Source organism: Deltaproteobacteria bacterium, from assembly GCA_016930875.1.
Classification (GTDB): Bacteria; Desulfobacterota; Desulfobacteria; order Desulfobacterales.
Genome location: JAFGFW010000049.1, coordinates 1 through 20,853, shown reverse-complemented (window position 1 = coordinate 20,853; position 20,853 = coordinate 1). Strand labels below are relative to the sequence as shown.

Below are 20,853 nucleotides of genomic sequence, written 5' to 3'. Positions count from 1 at the left end.
CAAGAGGCCTTAATCTTCCACCTTGATCTTTGTCAGCTTGGATTTCTTGCTCCCGGCCCCTTTCTTTACAGCTTCGATCCTGGCATCTATCAGGGCCTTGACGCCTTCAAGGAACTCAATGCGAGCATTGTTCATATGGTTGAAAAATGGGGACTCCCTGTCCACCATGTCCCTGAGGCATCCAACAGCAAGGCACAAAGGGCAAACAAAACCTCCCTCTGTTTCGGCTTTTTTGTTTTCTTTGTTTTTAGTCGCCATGATTCCCTCCAAATTTGATAACCACGTTGTCCTGTTCTACTTTTGCACCAGTAGGGGCCCTTGCAGCAATGCTGCGTGGAAGCAATACATGGCGTTTAAACCCACCGATGCGGACGATCAATTCCTCATTGCGTTTGCTCAATTCAACTTCTTTTTTCGTAAGAAATGGTATCTTGATGTCCAAAAAGTAGTCATTTCCCACCTTTCTGAAATTATAGGGGATGTCTGCATAGAGGACCTGCTCCGGACTTAGTTTGTCGTAAATCTGGCGGGCCAATTTAGACAGATCCGCAATGCCCACCACTTGATCGCTCAGCATGGGAACCTTAAAAATCGGAATGGGACTGAAGAGTTGCTCTGTTTTCTTGATGTATAGGTCTTGGGTCTCTTTCCACCCGGCAAAATAAGCGTCATCAACAGCATCGGGGAGTATGCGGTTAATGACTACCGCATCTACACTCATCTTGTACAGACTGAAATACATGTAAGCTCGCTGCGTTTCTTTCAAGATGATTTTTTCCGGGTTAGTGATCAGACGCACGGTGGTGATGTTGGGATCAGACAGGAGCCTGTCGATTCCCTCCAGCCGGTCAAAGAGTCGCTGGATGGTAGAAAAATACTCGTCTTCCGGAAGGGGGACTGAATATAGTCTCTTTGTAAGGGGCCGGGCTACCTTGACGATCTTGCGCTCAACATCAAAGATTTTCTTCATGTACCATTCCAGGCTTGTGGGGATGCTGATAAATCGTATGGACTCACCTGTGGGGGCACAGTCGAGCAAGATCACGTCGTAGCGCTTCTGGGCCACGTACCGGTTGATATGCAAAAGGGAGCTCACCTCCTCCATGCCAGGCAGGATTGCAAGCTCTTCTGCCAAAACCTCATCAATGCCAGAGAGGTTCAAAAGGCTGCTGATGTACTTGTGGACTTCCCCCCAGTTCTTGGCAATCTCTTCCTGGACATCCACCTCCTGAACGGAAAGATGCTTGGCCACACGGATGGGCCTTCCCTTGTTCTTGTCCATAAGGGTTCTGTCAAGGTCAAAGGAATCGACCAGGCTATGGGCCGTATCAAGGGACATGATGAGGGTTTTGAGGCCTTTCTTGGCACAGGCCACTCCGGTTGCAGCCGCAATGCTCGTTTTACCAACTCCCCCTTTTCCAGCAAAAAGCACGATTCTCATAGATCACACATTAACCCTAAAACTTGCAACAAGTGCGTGTAATGTCCGGCACGGACATATCATAACACAAACATGTGGTACGGTATATATCCCATTCAAGCTCTTGCCAGGGTCCTTCTGCCGTGTTAGTATAAAAAAAATTTCATACGATATCCCCAAGGCGACTTCAGGTCTACGCTGCTGCTCCGCTGGGGGCACGAAGGGAGCTATGAAGGAAGAGCTCGTAGAGATGCTTTGCCGAAAGTCTTTCATGTACAGCAAGGAGCCCATATACAAGCTGGTCTCCGGTCGCCAGAGCCATTTTTATGTGAACTGCAAGCCCACGACGCTGGATCCGAAAGGAATGTTCCTCGTCGGCCACCTGGTCTTTGATTCCTTTAAGGAGCTGGATGTCCAAGGGGTTGGTGGGCTTACCTTTGGGGCAGATCCTGTGGCCATGGCTACGGCCTTTGCCTCTTACCTTAAGGGAAAACCGCTGAAGGCTTTTTCCATAAGAAAGACTCAAAAGGACCACGGTATCGTCAAGTGGATAGAGGGGGACATGGGGCCGGGTGAAAAGGTGGTTATTGTGGAGGACGTTGTTACTACCGGAGGCTCGACCATCAAGGCCGTGGAAAGGGCTCGTGCAGAGGGTCTTGACGTTGTTAAGGTCGTAATACTGGTGGATCGCCAGGAGGGGGGCGTTGAAGCGGTGAAGGCCCATGTGGCCTCTGTGGAATCTATCGTCACGATTGAAGACCTCATGGCCGTGTCCCACGGCAAAAACCGATAGCTCACCATTCGTGAAGGGGCAGCGTTTCCATGGACAGTAGAAGAAAACACAGGATTTTTGTAGACTTGGAGATGCTCAACAGGCTTAACGCTGAAGGGTGCCTGGCATGCGGTCGAAAATTTTGCCTCGGGGACGAGGTGGTCTTGGCTCGGGGGAAGTGGCAAGGTTTCAAGTACATCCATGAAAATGAGGCGGTCTTTGATAGTAAAACCAATGAACATTACGAGCGAAGACATTACGCATCCATGAAAAAAGGGTTGGCTGATCAGCAATAGGGAATCTCTATGAGCGTGGTAAGCGCACATATGACAACTCAGGAGACCGGGTCAATTGAGCGTGCAAACAAGAAGCGGGATCTCTGTCTTGCCTGCGGGCAGACTCCAATTCCAAAAGGGAAGCGCAGGTATTGCAGCGACAAATGTAAAAAAAGACTTGATTTTGCACTCTATATCACCACAGGGTTAGTACAAGCCTTGCGGGCACGTTATGCGGCATTTTCGTACACTGAAGAGACCCTTATTCTGGACATACTCCCCACAGGCTCAGATGTCATATCCAGGTTCGCGTGGAAGAGGAACGGACACAAGAAAGTTGCCGATGACCTATTAGAGATGATTGAGCGGGCAGGCCGTGAGTGGTACGAGAGGGAAAAAGAAACCCGATCGAGTTGGTGGGCGTCTCAGCATCTGCTGGACAAGGCCTCACGAATGGACATTCCTCTGACTACAATCGTACCTGTTTTAAGAAAAATGCCTCAGCTTAACCATAAGGAGAGAAATGCGCTAAGACTACTCAAGCTTACGAAGGATCAGATCCTGTCCGAAGACGGCATGAAATGCATTAAATCCGCTTACAGAAAAAAGGCAAAACTCTATCATCCTGACAAGGGGGATAAGAGCAATAAGTTCATTCAGATCAATGAGGCCCATGCAGAACTTCTAAACTGGACCCAGAACCCCAGGTTTTGTTCCAAGAAAGCCCTTCCCAACAGCTGGTGCTATGATGCCTCGAGCAGAAGGTGGGCGCCACCGGCATAGCTAGGCTGTCTCATCCGATTCGAGGAGCTTTTTCAGCCGATCCCCTTCTATACTCTCTTCTTTCAGGACAAGGGCCGCGCCTGCGTCCAGGACCTTTTTGCGTTTGTTGAGTATATCCTTGGCAACCTCATATTGGGAATCCAGGATGCCCTTGATTTCACGATCAATAACCTCTGCTGTTTGCTCGCTGTATTCCTTTGCCGAAGGCATGCCCATATCAGCGAATTGTCTTTGACGTTCCTTCTCAAAATAGACGTGGCCTAGATTGGCGCTCATGCCGTATTCCTTGACCATGCTTCTTGCAATATCCGTGGCCCTGGCAAGGTCATTGTGCGCGCCCGTTGATACATCTTCAAACTGGATCTCCTCGGCTGCGCGCCCTCCGAGCGCCACAGCGATTTTATCCAAGAGTTCGCTTTTGCTCATCAGAAAACGGTCTTCCGTAGGCACCTGGAGGGTATAGCCCAGGGCAGCGACTCCTCGAGGTATGATTGAAACCTTTCGAACCGGGTCTGTACTCGGCAGAGAAAGGGCTACCAGCGCATGGCCCACCTCGTGATAGGCCACAATTTTTCTTTCTTTCTCGTTTATGAGGCGGTTTTTCTTCTCAAGGCCGGCGATAATGCGCTCAACAGCCTCTTGAAACTCGGACATTCGCACCCTATCCCTATCGTGGCGCACGGCCAAAAGGGCTGCCTCATTAGCCAGGTTGGCCAAATCGGCCCCCACAAACCCCGGGGTCATGCCGGCAACGGAGTCAACGTCAACATCTTTGTCAATGGTGATCCCTTTCAAGTGAACCCTGAGAATCTCTGTTCGTCCTTTCTTGTCAGGTCGGTCGACCAAAATGTGGCGGTCAAACCGACCCGCTCTCAAGAGGGCCGGGTCGAGTATCTCCGGCCTGTTGGTGGCTGCCATGAGGATCACGCCTATGGTGGGGTCAAAGCCATCCATTTCGACCAAAAGCTGGTTCAGGGTTTGTTCTCTTTCGTCGTGGCCCCCTATCATACCCACGCCCCTTGCCTTGCCCAGGGCATCTAATTCGTCAATGAATATAATACACGGGGCCTTCTCTTTGGCCTGGGCAAAGAGATCACGGACACGGGCTGCGCCCATGCCCACAAAGAGCTCAACGAATTCTGATCCGCTCATACTGAAAAACGGGACATGGCTTTCTCCGGCAACGGCTCTGGCCAGTAGCGTCTTCCCAGTACCCGGAGGACCCACCAGCAAGACCCCTTTTGGGAGCTTTCCGCCCAGTCTTGTAAACTTATCAGGTGACTTGAGAAATTCAATAACCTCAACCAGCTCTTCCTTGGCCTCATCCACTCCGGCTGCGTCATCGAAGGTAACCCCGACCTCGTCCTCCATGTACACCTTGGCTTTCTTCTTGCCCAGCGTCAGGAAGCTGCCTTGTTGAGCAGAAAGGCGGCGCATCATGAGATACCAGATGCCGACAAAAAGAAGGACCGGAAAGACCCAGGAGGCAAGATTTTTCAAAAAGTTGCTCTCGATTACTCCCTTAAATGTCACGTTATACTTCTCCAGAAGCGCAGAGACATCCGGATCAACGCGCACCGTGGTAAAGACTCGTTCCACCTCCTGCCCGTTTTTAATTTCCCTTACTTTGCCCTGTATCCGATCCCTGGTTATGGCTACTTCCACCACCCTTCCTTCGTGGAGGGCCCTGACAAATTCACTATACGGCAGACGTTGTACTGCAAACATCTGCACGATAATGTTATGTAGGATGAGCACGACCCAGATGGCAATCAATACATACCAGATCGAAAATTTGTGATGCTTTTCCATGGGTCAAGCCTTCTCAAGCCTCACGGTCAAATAGGTCCAATACCGAGTCGGCGATAGGGTATCGATGTCGTGCCTCGAAAAAGGCGTTGTGGAGTCCTTGCCACGTGAGCGCTGTGTCTATTTCGGCAATGATCTTTGGTTCATCCTTTTGGGTAATAGTAAAGAGGCGGCAGCGGTTGTAACCCATGAGTTTGTACAATAACTGGCCACTCTCGTATTGAGCAAGCAGGTCAGTCTTTTTTGGTCTTTTTGTCTCAAAGGCGACTAAGAAGAAAAAGGCGCGGCCCGGCACTTCGATCACGGCATCCATCGTCGCTTTGGACATACTGCGCAAGGCAGACAGCTTCTTTAAGTGTTTGGGGGTCCTTGCAACAGCTTCTATCATGGGCCGGCGCCAGGAGACAGGAGGAATAAGTTCATCTGAAGGCCTTCTTGGCCATTTCAAGGTTTTGGGCAGTCCGACAAGCCGGTTCACATCTTGCTCTAATGTAGTGAGGGATGGGGATAGACCTGATTGCGCGGTCCTCTGTTCGAAAAGCGCACCAAGGGGTCTGGCAAAAAATCTGATCCTTGCCTCTTCCACGACCTCATCCGGACAACCGCACCCCAGGAAATTCTGGATAAAAATCTTCTTGCCATTTCTATCCGTGTCAGCCGGATTGAGGAACACGGCGGCAAGGATCTTTACCAACATGTCTTTTGAAAAACCCAGCCCACTTCCTATCTGACCCATCGTCATTTTGGTCCATATATAGTAGCTAATGCCCCTGAAATCAACAGGCATCGTGTGGCCCAAATCCACCGCTTGAATTTGGGCGGACGCTTTTGGTCCCCCTGCCCTGAAAGCAGCCTATTTGAGCTTTTCTCTGATCTCCTTCCAGTCTTTTATCCACTCTCCACCTTCTACTTCTTCGAAGCTGAAGACGAGGGGCTTATGTTCCTTGGCAGACTCGATCACCTTAGGGGCTGCAATTATTGCCTTAACCCTCAAATCCTTTTGAGCAATTTCATCAAATATTTCTCCTTGTCTCCAAGGAAGGACAGGCAGTTCTGAAAATTCATTTTGTTTTAGCCATGCCCGGACAGTTTTTATACCGAAAAAACCACTTTTAAGAAAAACAACAGAAAATTTCTCGCGAAGCTCTTCTATTGCCTTCTGGCTCCCTTGTCTTGCCTTTCTTGAAAGTCGGTCTTCTAGGAGACACCCCTCAATACCAACAAAGACAATACTCGATCTTCTTTTTAGAGAAAGAAGTAATCCGGTGTCTTCGTCTCCACCGGATCTCACTGTTATTTTATGCAGGCCCGTTTTTGTTGGGATGAAGGCTTTGAACGCAACGCCGTCGCCGCCTGAAAGGGTCTTACCAATGGATTCGTCGTCAACAAAGAACTCTACAACTTCACCGCCTTTGCTGAAGATTTTTCCCCTTGTCTCCGCTTTGAGCACAACCTTCTCGTCTTTCAACCCAACCGTGTCATCGACGATGACACGTGACAGTGCACTAGCCGGAACTATACAGAATAAAACGAGAAAACCTATAAAGACCGCCAAAACTCTCATATAGATCTAGTAGTGTCGGCTAACTGGTGTGGCCCGACCCGCATTTCAGGGTTAGTACAAAGAAAAAGTCTGAGCATTTTTCAACAACTTTGCCTGATGGTCAAGAAAGAAATTTCATAGCCCCGCTTGGATCCCACGCGTGTCCCTGGTTTAACTTATTCCGCAAACCTGCCGATATAATGGGAAGGTGGTCTAAGGCCGTTTCGATATCACACTTTCGCGGAGAGGAAACCCATGAAAAAAGCCTGCAGTATAGTGCCTGTGCTGATTATCCTTCTTTTTCCCACATTCACGCTATGTCAGGCCCAACAGGACTCCCCTGTTGATGTGGTCGAGTCATTCAGTACTTCTTACGGTGGCCCTGGCATGGACGAGACTGCCAACTACACTACAGGAGATTTCAGGGACAACAGACCAAAATCGGTCTGGACAATTGACACCTGGAAGGTTTTGCAACAAATGGAGTACAGGAGGATCGATGGCGCGGTCATTGATTCAAAGATCGATGACAACAGGGCCGTAGTTGTCATTGACGCAAGGATTGGAACCGTTGCCGGTGAAACAAATCAAAAGGAAATATATTATCTGATCAGGCAAGGCCGACAATGGTTGATCGATCAGCTCCGGGTAACGGATGAAGACATTGAAATCAATGCCGAGAAAATGAAACTGTAGCCCCCCCTCAGCCGAAACCATTCCTCCTGTGGTTGTGTCATAGAGAAGATCCTTGCATTATTTCATCCCTGACGGTAAATAATACATACAAACGGGACGACTCCCCACAAATGTGGCCACAGATGAGGTGAGGAGCCCACGGAGGCTGTGTGCATCATCATGTTATCCGAAATCCTTGACGAAATAAAGGCAGTTGACACAGGGCCTAAAAGCATCAGGAATTTTGGCATCACCTTTCTGGTGGTTTTGGCCATTATCGGGGGCATCCTTGTCTATAAGGGGAGGCCCCTTGGGTACGCAGGCATCGGGTTGGGCGTGTTGTTCTTCGGATTGGGAATGTGGGTTCCGGCAACGCTAAGAGCCGTGTACAGGGCATGGATGGGCCTGGCAGTGGCACTCGGTTTTTTCATGTCCCGTATTGTCCTGTCTCTTCTGTTCTATCTTGTGGTTACTCCCGTTGGCCTCATGATGAGGCTGCTCAGAAAGGATATTCTTGATCAGAAATGGGACAAGGGAGCTGCTTCTTACTGGATCAAAAAGAAGAAAAGGCCTTTTAACAAGAAACAGTATGAGAATCTCTATTGAGCCCTGTCATGGATGACAAAGAATTCATAGAAGCCTACAAGCAAGAGTACAGAACCATCCTGGCTGTGATGCAGAAAGTGGGAATAGATTATATCAACAGCGGCCATCTAAAAAAACATCCCCTGGAGCATGTGGAGTACGTCCTTAAGTCGATTCGACAGTCGTGCGAAAAAACGATTTGCAAGGTGTGTGACAAACGGCAAGAAAAAGAAAAAAAGGACAGAAAAAAGCGGCTTAAAGTCATCAAGTAGTCTCCATCCACGTAGTACTTGACCGAAGACCCCGTTTTTTCGGCCAAAAATTCGGATTTGGCCTGAACATGACTTTACGTTCAGGCGCTATATACATGAGTTCATCATGACCGGAAATATGCATGGACCGATCCAAATCAGCTGTATTTTTTGTCTCTTATCTCCTCTATTTCTTTTCCTTCTGGATGGTCCTTGCATACCTGCCTATACTTTTCAAGTCCTACGGTTTTAGCGATCAGCAGATAGGCTTTGCCATAGGACTGACCTCACTCTCAAGCATTATTCTGGTGCTTCCCTTTGGTGTGTTTTCAGACTACTTCTCCCCGAAGAGGACACTCACCTTGGGCGCCATCTGTTACAGTTGTTATTTCTTGCTCCTTATCACCGTGAGAGACTTCTTCGGCGTCTGCTTTGTGGTGATCCTTGGAGGTGTGGGGGCCGCCACTATCAGGGTGGTCTTGATGTCTCTTTATCTTAAGCTCATAGATCACACTGGACGAGGGAAAAAAGTGGCCTTCCTGCATCTGGGCGGGTACTTGGGTTTCGGACTTGGGCCTCTTGTAGGCGGGTATGTCTATGAAACATTAGGTGCAGTTCTCATGATCAAAGGGGCGTTGATCCTGTCCATTGTCATTATACTGCTAACGCTCCTTGCAAAAGATGCTCCGCCTGTGGTTTTCAGTTTCAAGGACTACAACCAGGATATAAGAAAGCCGGATGTCCTGTTTCTCATGACCGTGGTTTTTGTCCTCGGCACCCACTTCGGGGCCGAGCAGACAAGCCTCAGCCTTCTTATGAAGGATATCATCGGGCTGAACAAAAAGGAGATAGGGCTTGTGTTTTTTGCCTTGGGGATCTGGATGGCCTTTCTAGTGCCATTTGCCGGTATCCTCATGGACAAGAAAGAGAGGGTCTTCTTGTTGCTCCTCGTGGGACTTCTGATATCGAGCTGTTTTCAGGTCGTAACAGCTTTCACAAACACGTTTTTCAGCCTTCTCATAGTCAGGATGATTCATACAGCAGGTGACACCCTGGCCATCTTGGAGTCCGATGTGCTCACCGCTCGTTTTTTTCCGGCAGCAAGACTTGGCGGGAATTCGGGGCTCATTTTCTGTATACGGACATCGGCCATATTCATATTTGCCGCTTTTTCAGGATGGCTCAACCAGGTCTGGGGTTACAAAATGCCTTTTCTTATGAATGGGATTATGGTATTCGCATTTTCTCTTGCAGCGCTTTTCTTTCGTGGCAGGACTTCTGAGCGCAGAAGACAGGAAGCCTAACTGTTCACGGGTTCAGCGCTCAGGGTTAGTCAAGGTTAACAAAAGAAAAATAACCTTGAACACTGAACCTGTGAACGCCTATAAAGGAAAGATCCATGACAAGTAAGCAATGGCTGGTTTTGGCTACGCGAAACCCGGGAAAGACAAGAGAGATGTCAGAGCTTTTGAAAGATTTTCCCGTGGAAATCAAGAACCTGGATGACTTTGGCCCCATACCTGATGTTGAAGAAGATGGCGACACATTTGACGACAATGCCTTCAAGAAGGCCTCATTCACAGCCAAAGTCCTTGGGCTGCCCGCCCTCGCGGATGATTCCGGCCTGGAGGTGGAAGCCCTGCAAGGCGCTCCGGGCGTGCGCTCAGCGCGGTATGCAGGGCCGTATGCTACTGACCAGGAAAACAACGACAAATTATTGAAGGAGATGAAGGGAGAGGCAAACCGAAGAGCAGCCTTTATGTGCGTAATCTCTATTGCGGTTCCGTCCGGCGTGGCCCTCACATACGAAGCCCGGTGTGAGGGATTGATTGCCGAAGCGCCTGCCGGCGACAACGGATTCGGCTATGACCCTGTGTTCTTTTATCCGCCCATGAACAGGACCTTTGCGCAGCTTTCTGCGCAAGAGAAGAACCAAGTCAGTCACCGCGGAAAGGCCTTGGCAGAGATGAAAGAGGAATTTGACAAGGTCTTGATCTGGCTTCGGCAAAGGCTCTAAGATGTGCCGGTGGCTTTTCTGTTGACACGTTTTGCGCCGTAATTATTTTTTGAAAAATACCCGGGTACAGCCCGGAACACCTTCTGGAGGATTTTGACATGGAGAAAAGAAGAGTCGTCATCACGGGTATGGGCGTTGTCACACCCATTGGGTCCGGAAAGGAGAGATTTTGGGATGCCCTCATGGAGGGGAAATGCGGGGTTGATCTTATTTCAAGATTTGATACTTCCAATTTCAAGACCAAAATAGGCGCCGAGATAAGGGCCTTTGACTACAAGGACTACGGGATCAATCCCAAGGATGTCAAGCGAATGGACAGGTTTACCCAGTACGGAGTTGCTGCCGCATCCCTTGCCATTGAGGATTCCGGTCTGAAATTGGGCAGATACAATGACAACGTAGGGACCATGATTGGAACGGGGATTGGCGGCTTGATGACCCTTGAAGAGGAAAAAAGAAAGCTGATCGAAAGCAAGAACCCCTCAAGGGTAAGCCCCTTTTTGATTCCAATGATGATGCCAAACGCGGTTAATGCGTACGTAAGCATTATCCATAAGCTTACGGGCACCAGCCCATGTACGGCCAATGCCTGTGCGACAGGAGCCTATTCGCTGATTTATGCCGTCAAAGATATTGCGCTGGGAGACTCTGATGTCATTGTTGCCGGCGGCAGCGAGGCGATTCTCACGGAAATTGCGGCCAGCTCATTTGCCAATATGAAGGCGTTGTCTCGGAGAAATGACGATCCCAAAAGGGCATGCAGGCCTTTTGACAAGGATAGGGATGGCTTTGTGATCGGTGAGGGGGCAGGGGTCCTGGTCCTTGAAGCTCTTGAACACGCCCTGGCCAGGGGCGCTAAGATCTGCGCAGAAATCGTGGGATATGCCACAAACACGGATGCTTACCATATCACAGCGCCCGATCCGGAAGGGCGCATGGTCAAGAAGGCGATTCGTGATTCTCTGACCATGGCAGGCCTGGAACCGGCAGACGTTGACTATGTAAATGCTCACGGCACTTCCACTCCCCTCAACGACAAGGCCGAGGCCTTTTCTATTGGCGAGGTCTTCGGTGACTATAAGGTGCCGGCGAGTTCTACCAAGTCAATGATCGGGCACCTCATCGGGGCTGCAGGAGCGGTTGAAGCTGTAGTCTGTGCCCTGGCAATAGAAAAGCAGATTATCCCTGCCAACATAAACTACGAAACCCCCGATCCGGAAATGGATCTGAACATCATCACCGAACCGACACCGGCAAAGCTCGATGTGGTTATGAACAACTCCCTTGGCTTTGGGGGACACAATGCTGTAATGGTGTTGAGGCGATACGACGGATGAGGTGGAGACGGTTAGGGCGGGTCAAAAATAACTTGGTATTTTTGCCCCAGCCCTTAGCTTTTCAGGAGGGATTCAATCTCCTTGCGGGTTGCCGACCGCACCAGCACTTTTTTTGACCTGCTGGTGCGGCCGCGAATTATTTCCACGACTGATTTTCGCACTTTCAAGGATTCGGCCAGAAACTCAACACACATCTTGTTGGCAGCCCCTTCCACGGGAGGGGCTGTTAGCCTGATTTTCATGGCATCGCCCTGAAGACCCGCGATTTCATTTCTCGAACCCCTGGGTTGGACAGTAATCTTAAATATCACCCCGTCCCGGGTTTCTTGAATCCAGAGCATGGGGAAAATGCCTAAAATGAGCTAAAATGAGCTAAAGTTGAAAACATGGGGGACCTTCCGCAAAAAGAATGTTGTTGGACAATTTTCTCCGGTCCGAAGGCCTGAACTTCAGAAGTAGGTCAGGTTGCGAGCTCTCCGCCGATTCGGCCGTCGCAGCTGCTCTGGCGAAGTTGGCAGGTTCCGGCCCGCAGGCGGACCAGCGGGAGCTACCTGACAGATACCTCAGCCTGCTGCTGCCCCTTGCTTGATCTGCTTGATTACCCCGGTTGAGGAGACAGCCTCGGTCATTGGAATCAGGGCGATGCGGCCTCCGAACTTTTCCACGATCTCCCTGCCCAACACGGTCTCGTTGGTGTAATTGCTCCCTTTGGTCAAAACATCAGGGCGAAGGGCCTCAATGAGATCGCCAAGCTCCCTGGTTGAAAAGAGGGTCACATAATCCACACAGTCCAGCGCACTGATGATCCGGATGCGCTCCTGGGCCGCGATGATGGGGCGGTCTTTTCCCTTAAGGGCACGCACGGATTCGTCATCGTCAATGGCTACGATGAGCACATCGCCCATCTTCTTGGAGGCAGACAGGAGCTTGATGTGGCCGACGTGGAGTAGATCAAAACAGCCGTTTGTCATCACTATGGTTTTGCTCCCGGCCCTGAGGCGATCTATGATTAGAATCAGATCAGATAACGTCTTTTGTTTCGTCGCCAGCGCTTCAATCGATGGTTCCAGTGCGCTTTGTAGCTCCTTCCTCGAGACTGTTGCTGTGCCAACTTTCTCCACAACAATTCCTGCCGCAACATTGGCAATGGCTGCGGCCTGTCGAAAAGAGCACCCTGAGGCTAACCCCAAACCCAGCACAGACACAACAGTATCACCTGCTCCAGAGACATCAAAGACCTGCCGGGCCTCGCCTATTATAATTCTGTAAGGTTCTTTGCCTTGCTCAAAGAGAACCATGTCTTCCTTGCCGCACGTCATGAGGACCATTTGGACTGGAATACCACGGAGCAATTTTTCGCCCGCTGCTTCAAGGGACGCATCGTCAACAATCTCGATCCCGGCTGCCAGCGACGCCTCCTTCTTGTTTGGCGTGATTGCCGTGGCTCCCGCATATTTTCTAAAATTAAGCCCCTTGGGATCAACGATGATTCTCTTCTTGTTCTGGTTAGCCACATCAATGATCTGTCGCAAAAGCGTTTCCGAAACGAGGCCTTTGCCATAATCGGAAACCAGGATCAGATCGAAGGTGTCGATACGGTCCTTTGCAAAGCAAACCAAGGTATTAACCTGTTCCTCGGATATTTCCTGCCTTGTCTCACGATCTATGCGCAGTACATGCTGGTGCCCGCCTATGATGCGGGTTTTCTTGGTAGTAGGTCTTGTTGGATCCTGAGTGACACCCGCAGTGTCCACACCCAGTTCTCGGAACATCTTCATTAGTAGATCAGCGTTTGCTCCAGCCCCTAAAACACCGGCAACGGTCACCTGCGCGCCCAGGGCAACAAGGTTGTTCACCACGTTGCCTGCACCGCCAAGGGTGACACTATCCCTGAGTACCGAAACCACCTGTACGGGCGCTTCAGGGGATATGCGATCCACCTCCCCCCATACGTATTCATCGATCATTAAGTCGCCGATGACCAGGATGTGGCACTTCTCGAACTTTGAGATATCTATGTTCATAAGAGCCTTCTGTATCTCGACTATCGAGCATTGAATTATCGCTGTCTTATTACTATCGAATCTCTATTGAGGCAAGAGGCAAATTTTGCGCATACACATCTCCGAATTTATCAACAAGCCTTTTTGAGGTTCCCAAGATATGAATTGACTGGTTTCCTTATCGTTGTTAATGGTTAAAAGCATTTTGAACATGGCTGTTGACAGGGAATAAGCCGTTAGTCAGTTTGAAAAAGCGTGTGAGATAGCAAAAGGGAGATTTCCATGATTGCCGAAAAAGAAAAAAAGGTAATGGAGCTTATTGATGACCACTTTGAGAAGGTGGGAGAATGCCTGGACTGTTTCAAGCGCTGCCTTGAGGCGTTTTTTCAGGCAGATACACCCAGATTCGAAGCTATCCATGCAAACTGCGACTATGCCGAAACCGAGGCTGACATACTCCAGAGAAAGATTGGCGACTACCTTTATTCGGGCGCCTTTCTCCCCATTGACCGAAAAGACATCTATATGATGACCGAGTTTGTGGACAAGATAGCCAACAAAGCAGAGGCTGCTTCTGACGTCCTGGTGTTCCAACAACCTCATCTGCCAGAGGATTATAAGGATGGCCTGCTCGATATCGTGGAGACAGTGGCAAAGATGTTACGTATCCTTCGGGAGGCTGTGAGGCTCTTTGCACTCAAGGAGACCTTGCAGGCAGATAATAACCTGGATGCTATCCGGGAAAAGATCATCCCCATCGGTGTTATGGAATCCGAGGTAGACAAGCAAGAAGAGGCCCTGATGAGGAGCATATTCGCCTCGGATCTTCCCCTTGCTAACAAGATTCAGTTGGAGACATTCCTTCGAAGTATTACCGATATCTCGGATGTTATAGAGGATGCGGCTGATCGTCTTTACATCCTTGTGATTCGTGAGCGAATTTGACCGGCTTCTACAGTCTTTCAGAATATGGTCCCTTTACCTTTCAAGAAAGCCGACTGTCATGCCCCCGGCGGAGAGTCTCGTTGTGCATGCCTGTTCTTACAGTTGGCCCACAAACGCTATCTATGGGCGCCTGCCTTTGCCCTGATGATTTTTCTGATCATACCTCTTGTAACCTTTTCTCGCACATCTATTTTTGATCCGGAATCAACCCCCTCCTCTCAGGTTGCGGAACCTAGCGCCCCGGAAGGAAAAAAAGATCTCAAGGTCCCGGAAGCTCTCCCTGGCGACAAGATCTCCCCTAAGGGTAAGGTGTCCGTGACGGCAACCTTGTTTCAGGTCTTTGGGGGGCTAGGCCTTTTTCTTTTTGGTCTCCACCTCATGAGCGACAGCCTGCAAAAAGTAGTCGGGGGTAGGATGAAGAGGGTCTTGACAACCGTGACAAAGCGTCCTGTTTACGGTTTGGGCCTCGGCACGGTTGTAACCACTATTATTCAGAGCAGCAGCGCCGCCACTGTCATGGTTGTTGGTTTCATCAATGCAGGCGTGATGGACTTTGTCCAATCCATTGGGGTGATCCTCGGGGCGAATATCGGATCGACAATATTGCCTCAAATTGTCGCCTTCAAGCCTGACCAGTTAGCCCTTCCTACCATAGGGCTGGGCATGGTTCTGCATATGTTTTTCAAAGGCTCTAAGGTAAAGGATAGCGGCTTGATCCTCCTTGGCTTTGGAATGCTTTTTTTGGGCCTTGTTCTTATGAAAAAAGCTATCCCTTCGGAGTCCGAGGTGATTATTCAAAGACTTTTTTTGCTTAGCAGCGGCAGCCTGAAGGGTATGTTAATAGGTTTGGCGGTGGGGACCATTGCTACGGCAATTGTGCAGGCCAGTGGTGTCACGGTAGGTATTATTGTTGTGCTTGCCTCCCAGGGCCTGGTCACTGATCTGACACAAGCAATTCCCCTGGTTCTAGGATGCAATATTGGAACTTGCATCACTGCGCTCGTTGCAAGTATTGGTACCGATGTGGGATCGAAGCGTGCTGCCGTTTGCCATACCTTTTTTAATGTATTCGGCGCGTTTTTAACCTTGGGGATCTTCTATCACTTTTATCTTTGGATAATTCCCAGAATAGGCGGCAGTCTGGCCCACCAGATTGCCAATATTCACGTAATGATAAAGCTGGTAGACGCCGCGTTGTTTTTGCCGATTGTGGGGCCATTCTCAAGGTTCATTTCGTGGATTGTTCCTGCAAGGGCAGTGGTAAAGCCTGCAATCGAAACCCCTCAATACCTTGACGACAGGTTTATCGAAGAGCCGCTCGTTGCCACAGAACTGGCGATCAAGGAAATAGTAAGACTGGGCGAGATCTCCCGCAATATGATAAAGTACGCCATGGACGGTTTCATGCACAACGACGTAGTGCTGCTAAACCGCGTGGAAGAGTACAGACCAGCAGTCCGGAGTCTTCGGCAAGCCATATTCGAGTACGTGATTCAGATTTCTCGGCAGGATCTCACCAAGGAGGATGCGGAAAGGGTGCCCAAGTTAATCCTTTCCTTGAACAACTTTGATCGCGTGGCCGGATATGCCTTGAGGTTACTGGAACTCGGGCGCACCAAGGTGTCCAACGATATCCCCCTGGTGGGTGCGGCTTTGACTGAACTCAAGAGGATCTATCGCGAGGTGGATACCATGCTGACGGAGGTGAGCGGGTACCTACCGGAATTTAAGCGGTGACCCACACTATACGTTTCAAGAAAAAGCTTTTGGGTTTATGTGTCAAATAGGAGGGTTACACCTGAACTACTTAAAATCGGTAAAACGGAGATAATTTAACGCCCACAAACCATAAATAAAGGTGCAGCAATGAAGAGATTGACGGTAAAAGACTTTCTGGTTTCTTTACCACACAGAGCGGAATTGTCCATAGTAAACACAGAAAGCTCCCTTAGAGAAGTGTTACACGCCATGGTCAAAAGACATCGGGGGCGCATTGTCTATGTGGCAGATTCTGAGGGCAAGGTTAAGGGTACGATTTCATTAGATACTTTGAAAGATGTCGTCTTCCGCTATTATATGAAGAGTAGAGTCAGCGACGCACTGGTGCTTACCGAACATATCGTGGAGCTTTTTTCTTCTGAAAAGGCTGAAGACGTGATGGATGCCGGACTCAGCATTTGTCACGAACATGAATGGTTACGCGATGTGGTCACCAGGATGATCGAACGCAATGTCAAGGACATGCCCGTAGTAGACCAGGAGGGCCTGATCATTGCCGACCTCGATATCCTGGACCTACTGGAGCTATGGCTCAAAAAGGGGGAAGAGGCTTTTCAATGATTACGCATCCCTTACTGGCCGTGGGGCTGTTGCTGATTCTGGGGTACTTGGGAGGACGCGCGGCTAACGCGCTCAAGTTGCCCCGCGTCAGCGGTTACCTGGTGGCTGGTATGTTGTTCAGTCCCTCTTTTTTCAATATCTTGTCGTCTCGGCTGGTTGGCAGAGATCTTTATGTCATCACCGAAATGGCCCTGAGCATCATCGCCTACTCGATTGGCGGCAGTCTCGTCCTTGACCGGCTTAAACGGGTAGGGAGAAGTGTTTTGTGGATCACCCTTTCCCAGGGTGGGAGCGTCTTCCTTTTAACGGTTGCATTTCTGCTCCCTGCAATGCCATTTCTCACCGGTTTTCAGGGTTCGGAGTATAGCCTGTTAGAAACATATCTTCCCATGGCTCTGATTATTGGAGCCCTCTCTATAGCTACGGCTGCCAGCCCGCTATTGGCCATAATTTCTGAGCTAAGAGCCAGTGGACCTTTCACCACCACTCTGCTGGGGGTCATAGCCATCAGTTATGGCCTGTCCATCATCTTCTTTGCCCTGGCCAATACCATTGCCAATATTCTGATTCATCCGGGGGCGGTTTTTGGCATCGGAATGTTGGCGGGAGCGATGGGGAAAATCATCCTTTCCCTGCTTCTAGGAATTCCCGCAGCGATGTTTCTGAGAACTATAGCTCTTCTGGTACGCCGGCGAGAAGCGCTGCTAATGGTGATTTTGGGCATTCTTTTTGGTACCAGTGGAGTTGCTTCCTCACTAAAGCTCTCACCATTACTGGCCAACATGGTTGTGGGTTTTGTCATTGTCAATCTGGAACGGCGACATCATGATTTTTTCCTGGTGGTCGAACAGATTCAAGAGCCTCTATTCGGCCTTTTTTTTGGCCTGGCCGGAGCGCATATTGATCTGAGAATACTTATGGCCGCTGGATTACTGACCGTAGCCATTCTTGTAATCCGCATGGGTGGCAAACAACTGGGCGCCTGGATTGGGACCAAGGTATCCCGAGCCCCCGAAGATGTAAAAAAATATATGGGACTAGCGCTTTTCCCCAAGGCTAATTTGGCTGTGGGATTGGTGCTTGTGGGGAAGGAAGTTTTTCCATTACCCATAGTGTCAAATTACCTGGTAAACGTGGTTGTAGGGACAGTAATCATCAGCCAATTGATAGGCCTACCCTTGGTCAAATACGCCTTGGGGAAAGTGGGTGAAACCATCACAGCAGAGGAGGGGCTATGAAAATTGGTGAAGTGCTCGATAAAATTGAAAACATGCCCTACTTGGCAATATCAGGTGATTGCGCTTTAAATGAAGCCACTGAAAAGATTACCGGCGTGCGGCAACTTCGAAGTATTTACGTGATTGACAAGCATGGACGACTCCAGGGAACCCTCTCTCTAGGGGTGTTGATCCGCGAGGTCATTGCTGCCCGACATAAACCCCAGTTTAGCGTCCGCTCTTTGTTGACCCGGATCACTTCTGAAGACGTGGCTGATATCATGGACAAACACGTGATATATGCTCAGAGAGATGATGATCTTGAGAAGATTCTCGAGCGAATGATCTATCATAATATCAAAGAAATCCCGGTGGTCGATGAAGATCAGCAGATTATTGCCAATATAGGCATTCTTGATCTGTGCAGGTTGGTGGAAAGGTGCTAAGAATTTGCTCTTATGGCGTTAATCACTCTCATCCTTCTTCTAACTGCACCTTATTGAAAAAAATCACACTTTGAGATTTTCTTGAATCCTGTGTTTGCAGTAGCTGCCATCCTTACGGGGGAGAGGGTTGGGGTGGCGGATGCGCCCGTACGGACAGAAAGGGCGGGACAAACGGCCCGCCCTTTGAAACATCGCCTGCCCCTCCCTCCAGCCTCCGGCCCGGGGGGGCCACGCCCTCTCCAAGCTGTAGGCTCTACGAGCCGGAAGCCGGAGGGGGAGCTTGTGGATGGTACTAACTAATGTGGAATACGCTGTTGTTTTTCCTACGTATGCACAATTAAACCTTGAGCCTGAAGGGATTTACAGTCAAGACCGGCACACTGGCATTTTTAATCACATGATTGGCCACATTGCCCATTAGAGTTCGGTCCAGACTCTTTCTGCCGTGGGTGGCCAGGACGATAATGTCAATGCCCTGTTCATCGGCAAATTTCACAATTTCCTCTGCGGGCTCCCCGATCATCACTTTTGTCTCATGGTTTGGGAAATCGCCCAACTGTTTGTCGCAAAATGCCTTCATCTGGTTTTCTCCCGCGCTGGCAATTTCGGTCACGATATTCGTCAACCGATCACGCCGAATGGCAAGCATTGTCAGGTAAGATATATCCCTTGCTACGAATAGGAGATGAAGCTTTGAATCAAATTGTTTGGCCATATCGAGCGCAAAGGGAAAAACCTTTTCGGAACATTCTGAAAAGTCAATGGGGAAAAGTATGTTCTTAAATGCTTTCATGGCGACCTCCTTGTTTTGCCTTTTTGTCTAATCGGCTTCAATTATATCGATTTATTTGAGCTTATAAGGATTAACGGTCATCACAGGCACCGGTGTTTTCTTGACCACATTTCTTTGTTTGCGTGAATAAATCATAGTGAGCTCAGTTCTGTGTGTGATTTCCGTGGAGCCACTTCCATAGCAACCACCTCCTTCTGATGTTCCGCCCAGCATAGAACCAGATTTGCGCTGAATCTCCAGAGATGGGCGCCTCTTGATCCCGGCGCCAAGGAGATTCCTTTCTAATTCCCGTTTTCTTGCGCGAGCCCTAAGGAATCACCCACAGGGCCTGATCAGAGACTTTCTGAACCAAACGTACAGCGATCCGTCCTGTGAAAAAGGCCTCCCTTTCGCCACGTCGGCCAACCACAAGTGTGCCATAACCTCCGGTTTTCGCTTCACCGAGGATGGCTGTGGAAATATCATAACTCTGGGTGCTGGTCTTAATCTCGATCTGACGCTTTTTCAGCCCTGCCGCCTTGAGCCTTTGATAGGCATTTTCATAGAAGCTTTCCATACATCGCTTGTCCTCGCGGTGAAGAATTTCCTGAAGGTGTGGGTGCTCTCTTTCAAAGTCAACGGTATAATAATGTTTAAGGCAAGGCACGACGTGGAACAGGGCAAGCTTAAGGTCCGGATTGGTTCCTACGATATGAATCAGGTGATCCACAACCCGGAGGGAATTTTCAGATCCATCAACTGCAAGCATGATCTTCATGGAAGCAGTCTCTTCACCAACGACGCACACCGGGATTTCTAGCGCATGCTCGACGACCTTGGAAGCAACCGTGCCGATAAAGAAATCCCGGCTTGGAGTAAGTCCCCTCCGCGCTAGGACGACAGCATCATAGAGCCCTTGTTTAGCCTGGTTCAGGATGTCCTTGGCCACCCCTACCTGGCCGGACTGGGTAACCGTTTCAATACGGTTTTCGGGAACTCCCTCACGCACCATGAGGTCTTTGAGTTTCGCCACGATGCATCCGGCTGCCTCGATATTCTTGCGAACAAGGGCCTTGACCTCGGGATCTGTTTTCGCGCTTTCAATGAAGATTTGTGGCACATAGGGCTGGACATTAAATAGAGTAAAGGTCACATTTTTTGCGGCCGAGGAAATCCTGGCCGCGTATTTGACAGCGTATTTCGAATAGACGCTGTTATCGACAGCCACCAAGATCTTCTTTCGCATGGTGGACCTCCCTACCGAATCGGTAACCGTTCTACCGGGGTTTTCGAATATCTTTCCACATACCACGAGGTCTTTGAATTTGTCAACGACGCATCTGGCTGCCAGCCAGGGTAACATCAAGCTAAAGCTTAACATATTGGCTACAATGACAATTGCGTCATTTGTAAAATCCCCCCTATCCCCCTTTTTCAAAGGGGGGGTACTTCAAAGTCCCCGTTTATTAACCCTACAACGACACTTACCGTTGACACCAAATTCTGCATTCTGTCATGCCGGACTTGATCCGGCATCCAGAAGTCGAGCTATGACCATGAACTAAAATAGCCATCATCCAGATCGTTCTGACTGGATTCCGGCTTTCGTCGTTCGACCCTGAGGCTCTCGACGGGCCGGAATGACGGAGTGGTAAACGTCGTT

General features: G+C 49.6%; 23 protein-coding genes. 14 read left to right on the top strand and 9 right to left on the bottom strand.

Annotated features, from left to right (window positions below; translation table 11 throughout):
• Positions 1-9: 9 nt before the first annotated feature.
• On the bottom strand, positions 10-258 hold the full coding sequence (locus JW883_05410; protein ID MBN1841705.1) for a hypothetical protein: 249 nt from the start codon (positions 256-258) through the stop codon (positions 10-12).
• Positions 248-1,441 (bottom strand): ArsA family ATPase, encoded by a 1,194-nt coding sequence (locus tag JW883_05405; GenBank protein ID MBN1841704.1) that lies wholly within the window; start codon positions 1,439-1,441, stop codon positions 248-250. The genes JW883_05410 and JW883_05405 overlap by 11 nt, the downstream gene beginning before the upstream one ends.
• A gap of 208 nt (positions 1,442-1,649) precedes the next feature.
• Between JW883_05405 and pyrE the strand changes: the two genes are divergently transcribed.
• From pyrE to JW883_05390, 3 genes are all read left to right on the top strand, one after another.
• On the top strand, positions 1,650-2,213 hold the full coding sequence (pyrE, locus tag JW883_05400; protein ID MBN1841703.1) for an orotate phosphoribosyltransferase: 564 nt from the start codon (positions 1,650-1,652) through the stop codon (positions 2,211-2,213).
• 29 nt (positions 2,214-2,242) lie between these two features.
• Positions 2,243-2,488 (top strand): hypothetical protein, encoded by a 246-nt coding sequence (locus tag JW883_05395; protein MBN1841702.1) that lies wholly within the window; start codon positions 2,243-2,245, stop codon positions 2,486-2,488.
• A gap of 474 nt (positions 2,489-2,962) precedes the next feature.
• Positions 2,963-3,250: a DnaJ domain-containing protein gene (locus JW883_05390; GenBank protein MBN1841701.1), complete on the top strand. Its 288-nt coding sequence runs from the start codon at positions 2,963-2,965 to the stop codon at positions 3,248-3,250.
• On the opposite strand, the gene ftsH is transcribed toward JW883_05390, so the two are convergent.
• The 3 genes from ftsH to JW883_05375 form a co-directional block, all read right to left on the bottom strand.
• Positions 3,251-5,062 (bottom strand): ATP-dependent zinc metalloprotease FtsH, encoded by a 1,812-nt coding sequence (gene ftsH, locus JW883_05385; GenBank protein MBN1841700.1) that lies wholly within the window; start codon positions 5,060-5,062, stop codon positions 3,251-3,253. It lies immediately after the preceding gene.
• Between the two features lie 13 nt (positions 5,063-5,075).
• Positions 5,076-5,846 (bottom strand): hypothetical protein, encoded by a 771-nt coding sequence (locus tag JW883_05380; GenBank protein ID MBN1841699.1) that lies wholly within the window; start codon positions 5,844-5,846, stop codon positions 5,076-5,078.
• A gap of 66 nt (positions 5,847-5,912) precedes the next feature.
• On the bottom strand, positions 5,913-6,527 hold the full coding sequence (locus JW883_05375) for a hypothetical protein (protein ID MBN1841698.1): 615 nt from the start codon (positions 6,525-6,527) through the stop codon (positions 5,913-5,915).
• A 330-nt stretch (positions 6,528-6,857) separates the two neighbouring features.
• On the opposite strand from JW883_05375, the gene JW883_05370 reads away from it, so the two are divergent.
• The 6 genes from JW883_05370 to fabF all read left to right on the top strand — a co-directional run bounded on the left by JW883_05370 (position 6,858) and on the right by fabF (position 11,467).
• On the top strand, positions 6,858-7,298 hold the full coding sequence (locus JW883_05370) for a hypothetical protein (GenBank protein ID MBN1841697.1): 441 nt from the start codon (positions 6,858-6,860) through the stop codon (positions 7,296-7,298).
• A gap of 159 nt (positions 7,299-7,457) precedes the next feature.
• Positions 7,458-7,883 (top strand): hypothetical protein, encoded by a 426-nt coding sequence (locus tag JW883_05365; GenBank protein ID MBN1841696.1) that lies wholly within the window; start codon positions 7,458-7,460, stop codon positions 7,881-7,883.
• 8 nt (positions 7,884-7,891) lie between these two features.
• Positions 7,892-8,134 carry a hypothetical protein gene (locus JW883_05360; protein MBN1841695.1) on the top strand — a complete coding sequence of 81 codons (243 nt, stop codon included), beginning with the start codon at positions 7,892-7,894 and terminating at the stop codon, positions 8,132-8,134.
• 122 nt (positions 8,135-8,256) lie between these two features.
• On the top strand, positions 8,257-9,417 hold the full coding sequence (locus JW883_05355) for an MFS transporter (protein ID MBN1841694.1): 1,161 nt from the start codon (positions 8,257-8,259) through the stop codon (positions 9,415-9,417).
• A gap of 95 nt (positions 9,418-9,512) precedes the next feature.
• Entirely contained in the window at positions 9,513-10,130 is a 618-nt protein-coding gene (locus tag JW883_05350) for an XTP/dITP diphosphatase (protein MBN1841693.1), read from the top strand.
• Between the two features lie 98 nt (positions 10,131-10,228).
• On the top strand, positions 10,229-11,467 hold the full coding sequence (fabF, locus tag JW883_05345; protein ID MBN1841692.1) for a beta-ketoacyl-ACP synthase II: 1,239 nt from the start codon (positions 10,229-10,231) through the stop codon (positions 11,465-11,467).
• 53 nt (positions 11,468-11,520) lie between these two features.
• Here fabF and JW883_05340 read toward each other — a convergent pair whose 3' ends face one another.
• Both JW883_05340 and rfaE1 read right to left on the bottom strand, forming a co-directional pair.
• Entirely contained in the window at positions 11,521-11,808 is a 288-nt protein-coding gene (locus tag JW883_05340) for a YggU family protein (protein MBN1841691.1), read from the bottom strand.
• A 222-nt stretch (positions 11,809-12,030) separates the two neighbouring features.
• Positions 12,031-13,491: a D-glycero-beta-D-manno-heptose-7-phosphate kinase gene (rfaE1, locus tag JW883_05335; protein ID MBN1841690.1), complete on the bottom strand. Its 1,461-nt coding sequence runs from the start codon at positions 13,489-13,491 to the stop codon at positions 12,031-12,033.
• Positions 13,492-13,752: 261 nt separating this feature from the next.
• Between rfaE1 and JW883_05330 the strand changes: the two genes are divergently transcribed.
• From JW883_05330 to JW883_05310, 5 genes are all read left to right on the top strand, one after another.
• Positions 13,753-14,415, top strand: a complete 663-nt coding sequence (locus tag JW883_05330; GenBank protein ID MBN1841689.1) for a TIGR00153 family protein — start codon at positions 13,753-13,755, stop codon at positions 14,413-14,415.
• Positions 14,416-14,439: 24 nt separating this feature from the next.
• Complete coding sequence (locus JW883_05325; protein ID MBN1841688.1) at positions 14,440-16,152, top strand: Na/Pi cotransporter family protein; 1,713 nt, start codon at positions 14,440-14,442, stop codon at positions 16,150-16,152.
• Positions 16,153-16,281: 129 nt separating this feature from the next.
• The gene (locus JW883_05320; protein MBN1841687.1) at positions 16,282-16,755 is read left to right on the top strand and encodes a CBS domain-containing protein; all 474 of its coding nucleotides are present in this window, start codon (positions 16,282-16,284) and stop codon (positions 16,753-16,755) included.
• A complete protein-coding gene (locus JW883_05315; GenBank protein ID MBN1841686.1) occupies positions 16,752-17,993 on the top strand; it encodes a cation:proton antiporter in 1,242 nt (413 codons plus the stop codon). The genes JW883_05320 and JW883_05315 overlap by 4 nt, the downstream gene beginning before the upstream one ends.
• Entirely contained in the window at positions 17,990-18,418 is a 429-nt protein-coding gene (locus tag JW883_05310) for a CBS domain-containing protein (GenBank protein ID MBN1841685.1), read from the top strand. The genes JW883_05315 and JW883_05310 overlap by 4 nt, the downstream gene beginning before the upstream one ends.
• Positions 18,419-18,755: 337 nt before the next feature.
• On the opposite strand, the gene JW883_05305 is transcribed toward JW883_05310, so the two are convergent.
• Together JW883_05305 and JW883_05300 are read right to left on the bottom strand one after the other, a co-directional pair.
• A complete protein-coding gene (locus JW883_05305; protein ID MBN1841684.1) occupies positions 18,756-19,211 on the bottom strand; it encodes a universal stress protein in 456 nt (151 codons plus the stop codon).
• 307 nt (positions 19,212-19,518) lie between these two features.
• Positions 19,519-20,436, bottom strand: coding sequence for a universal stress protein (locus JW883_05300; protein MBN1841683.1), 918 nt, complete (start codon positions 20,434-20,436; stop codon positions 19,519-19,521).
• Positions 20,437-20,853: the final 417 nt, after the last annotated feature.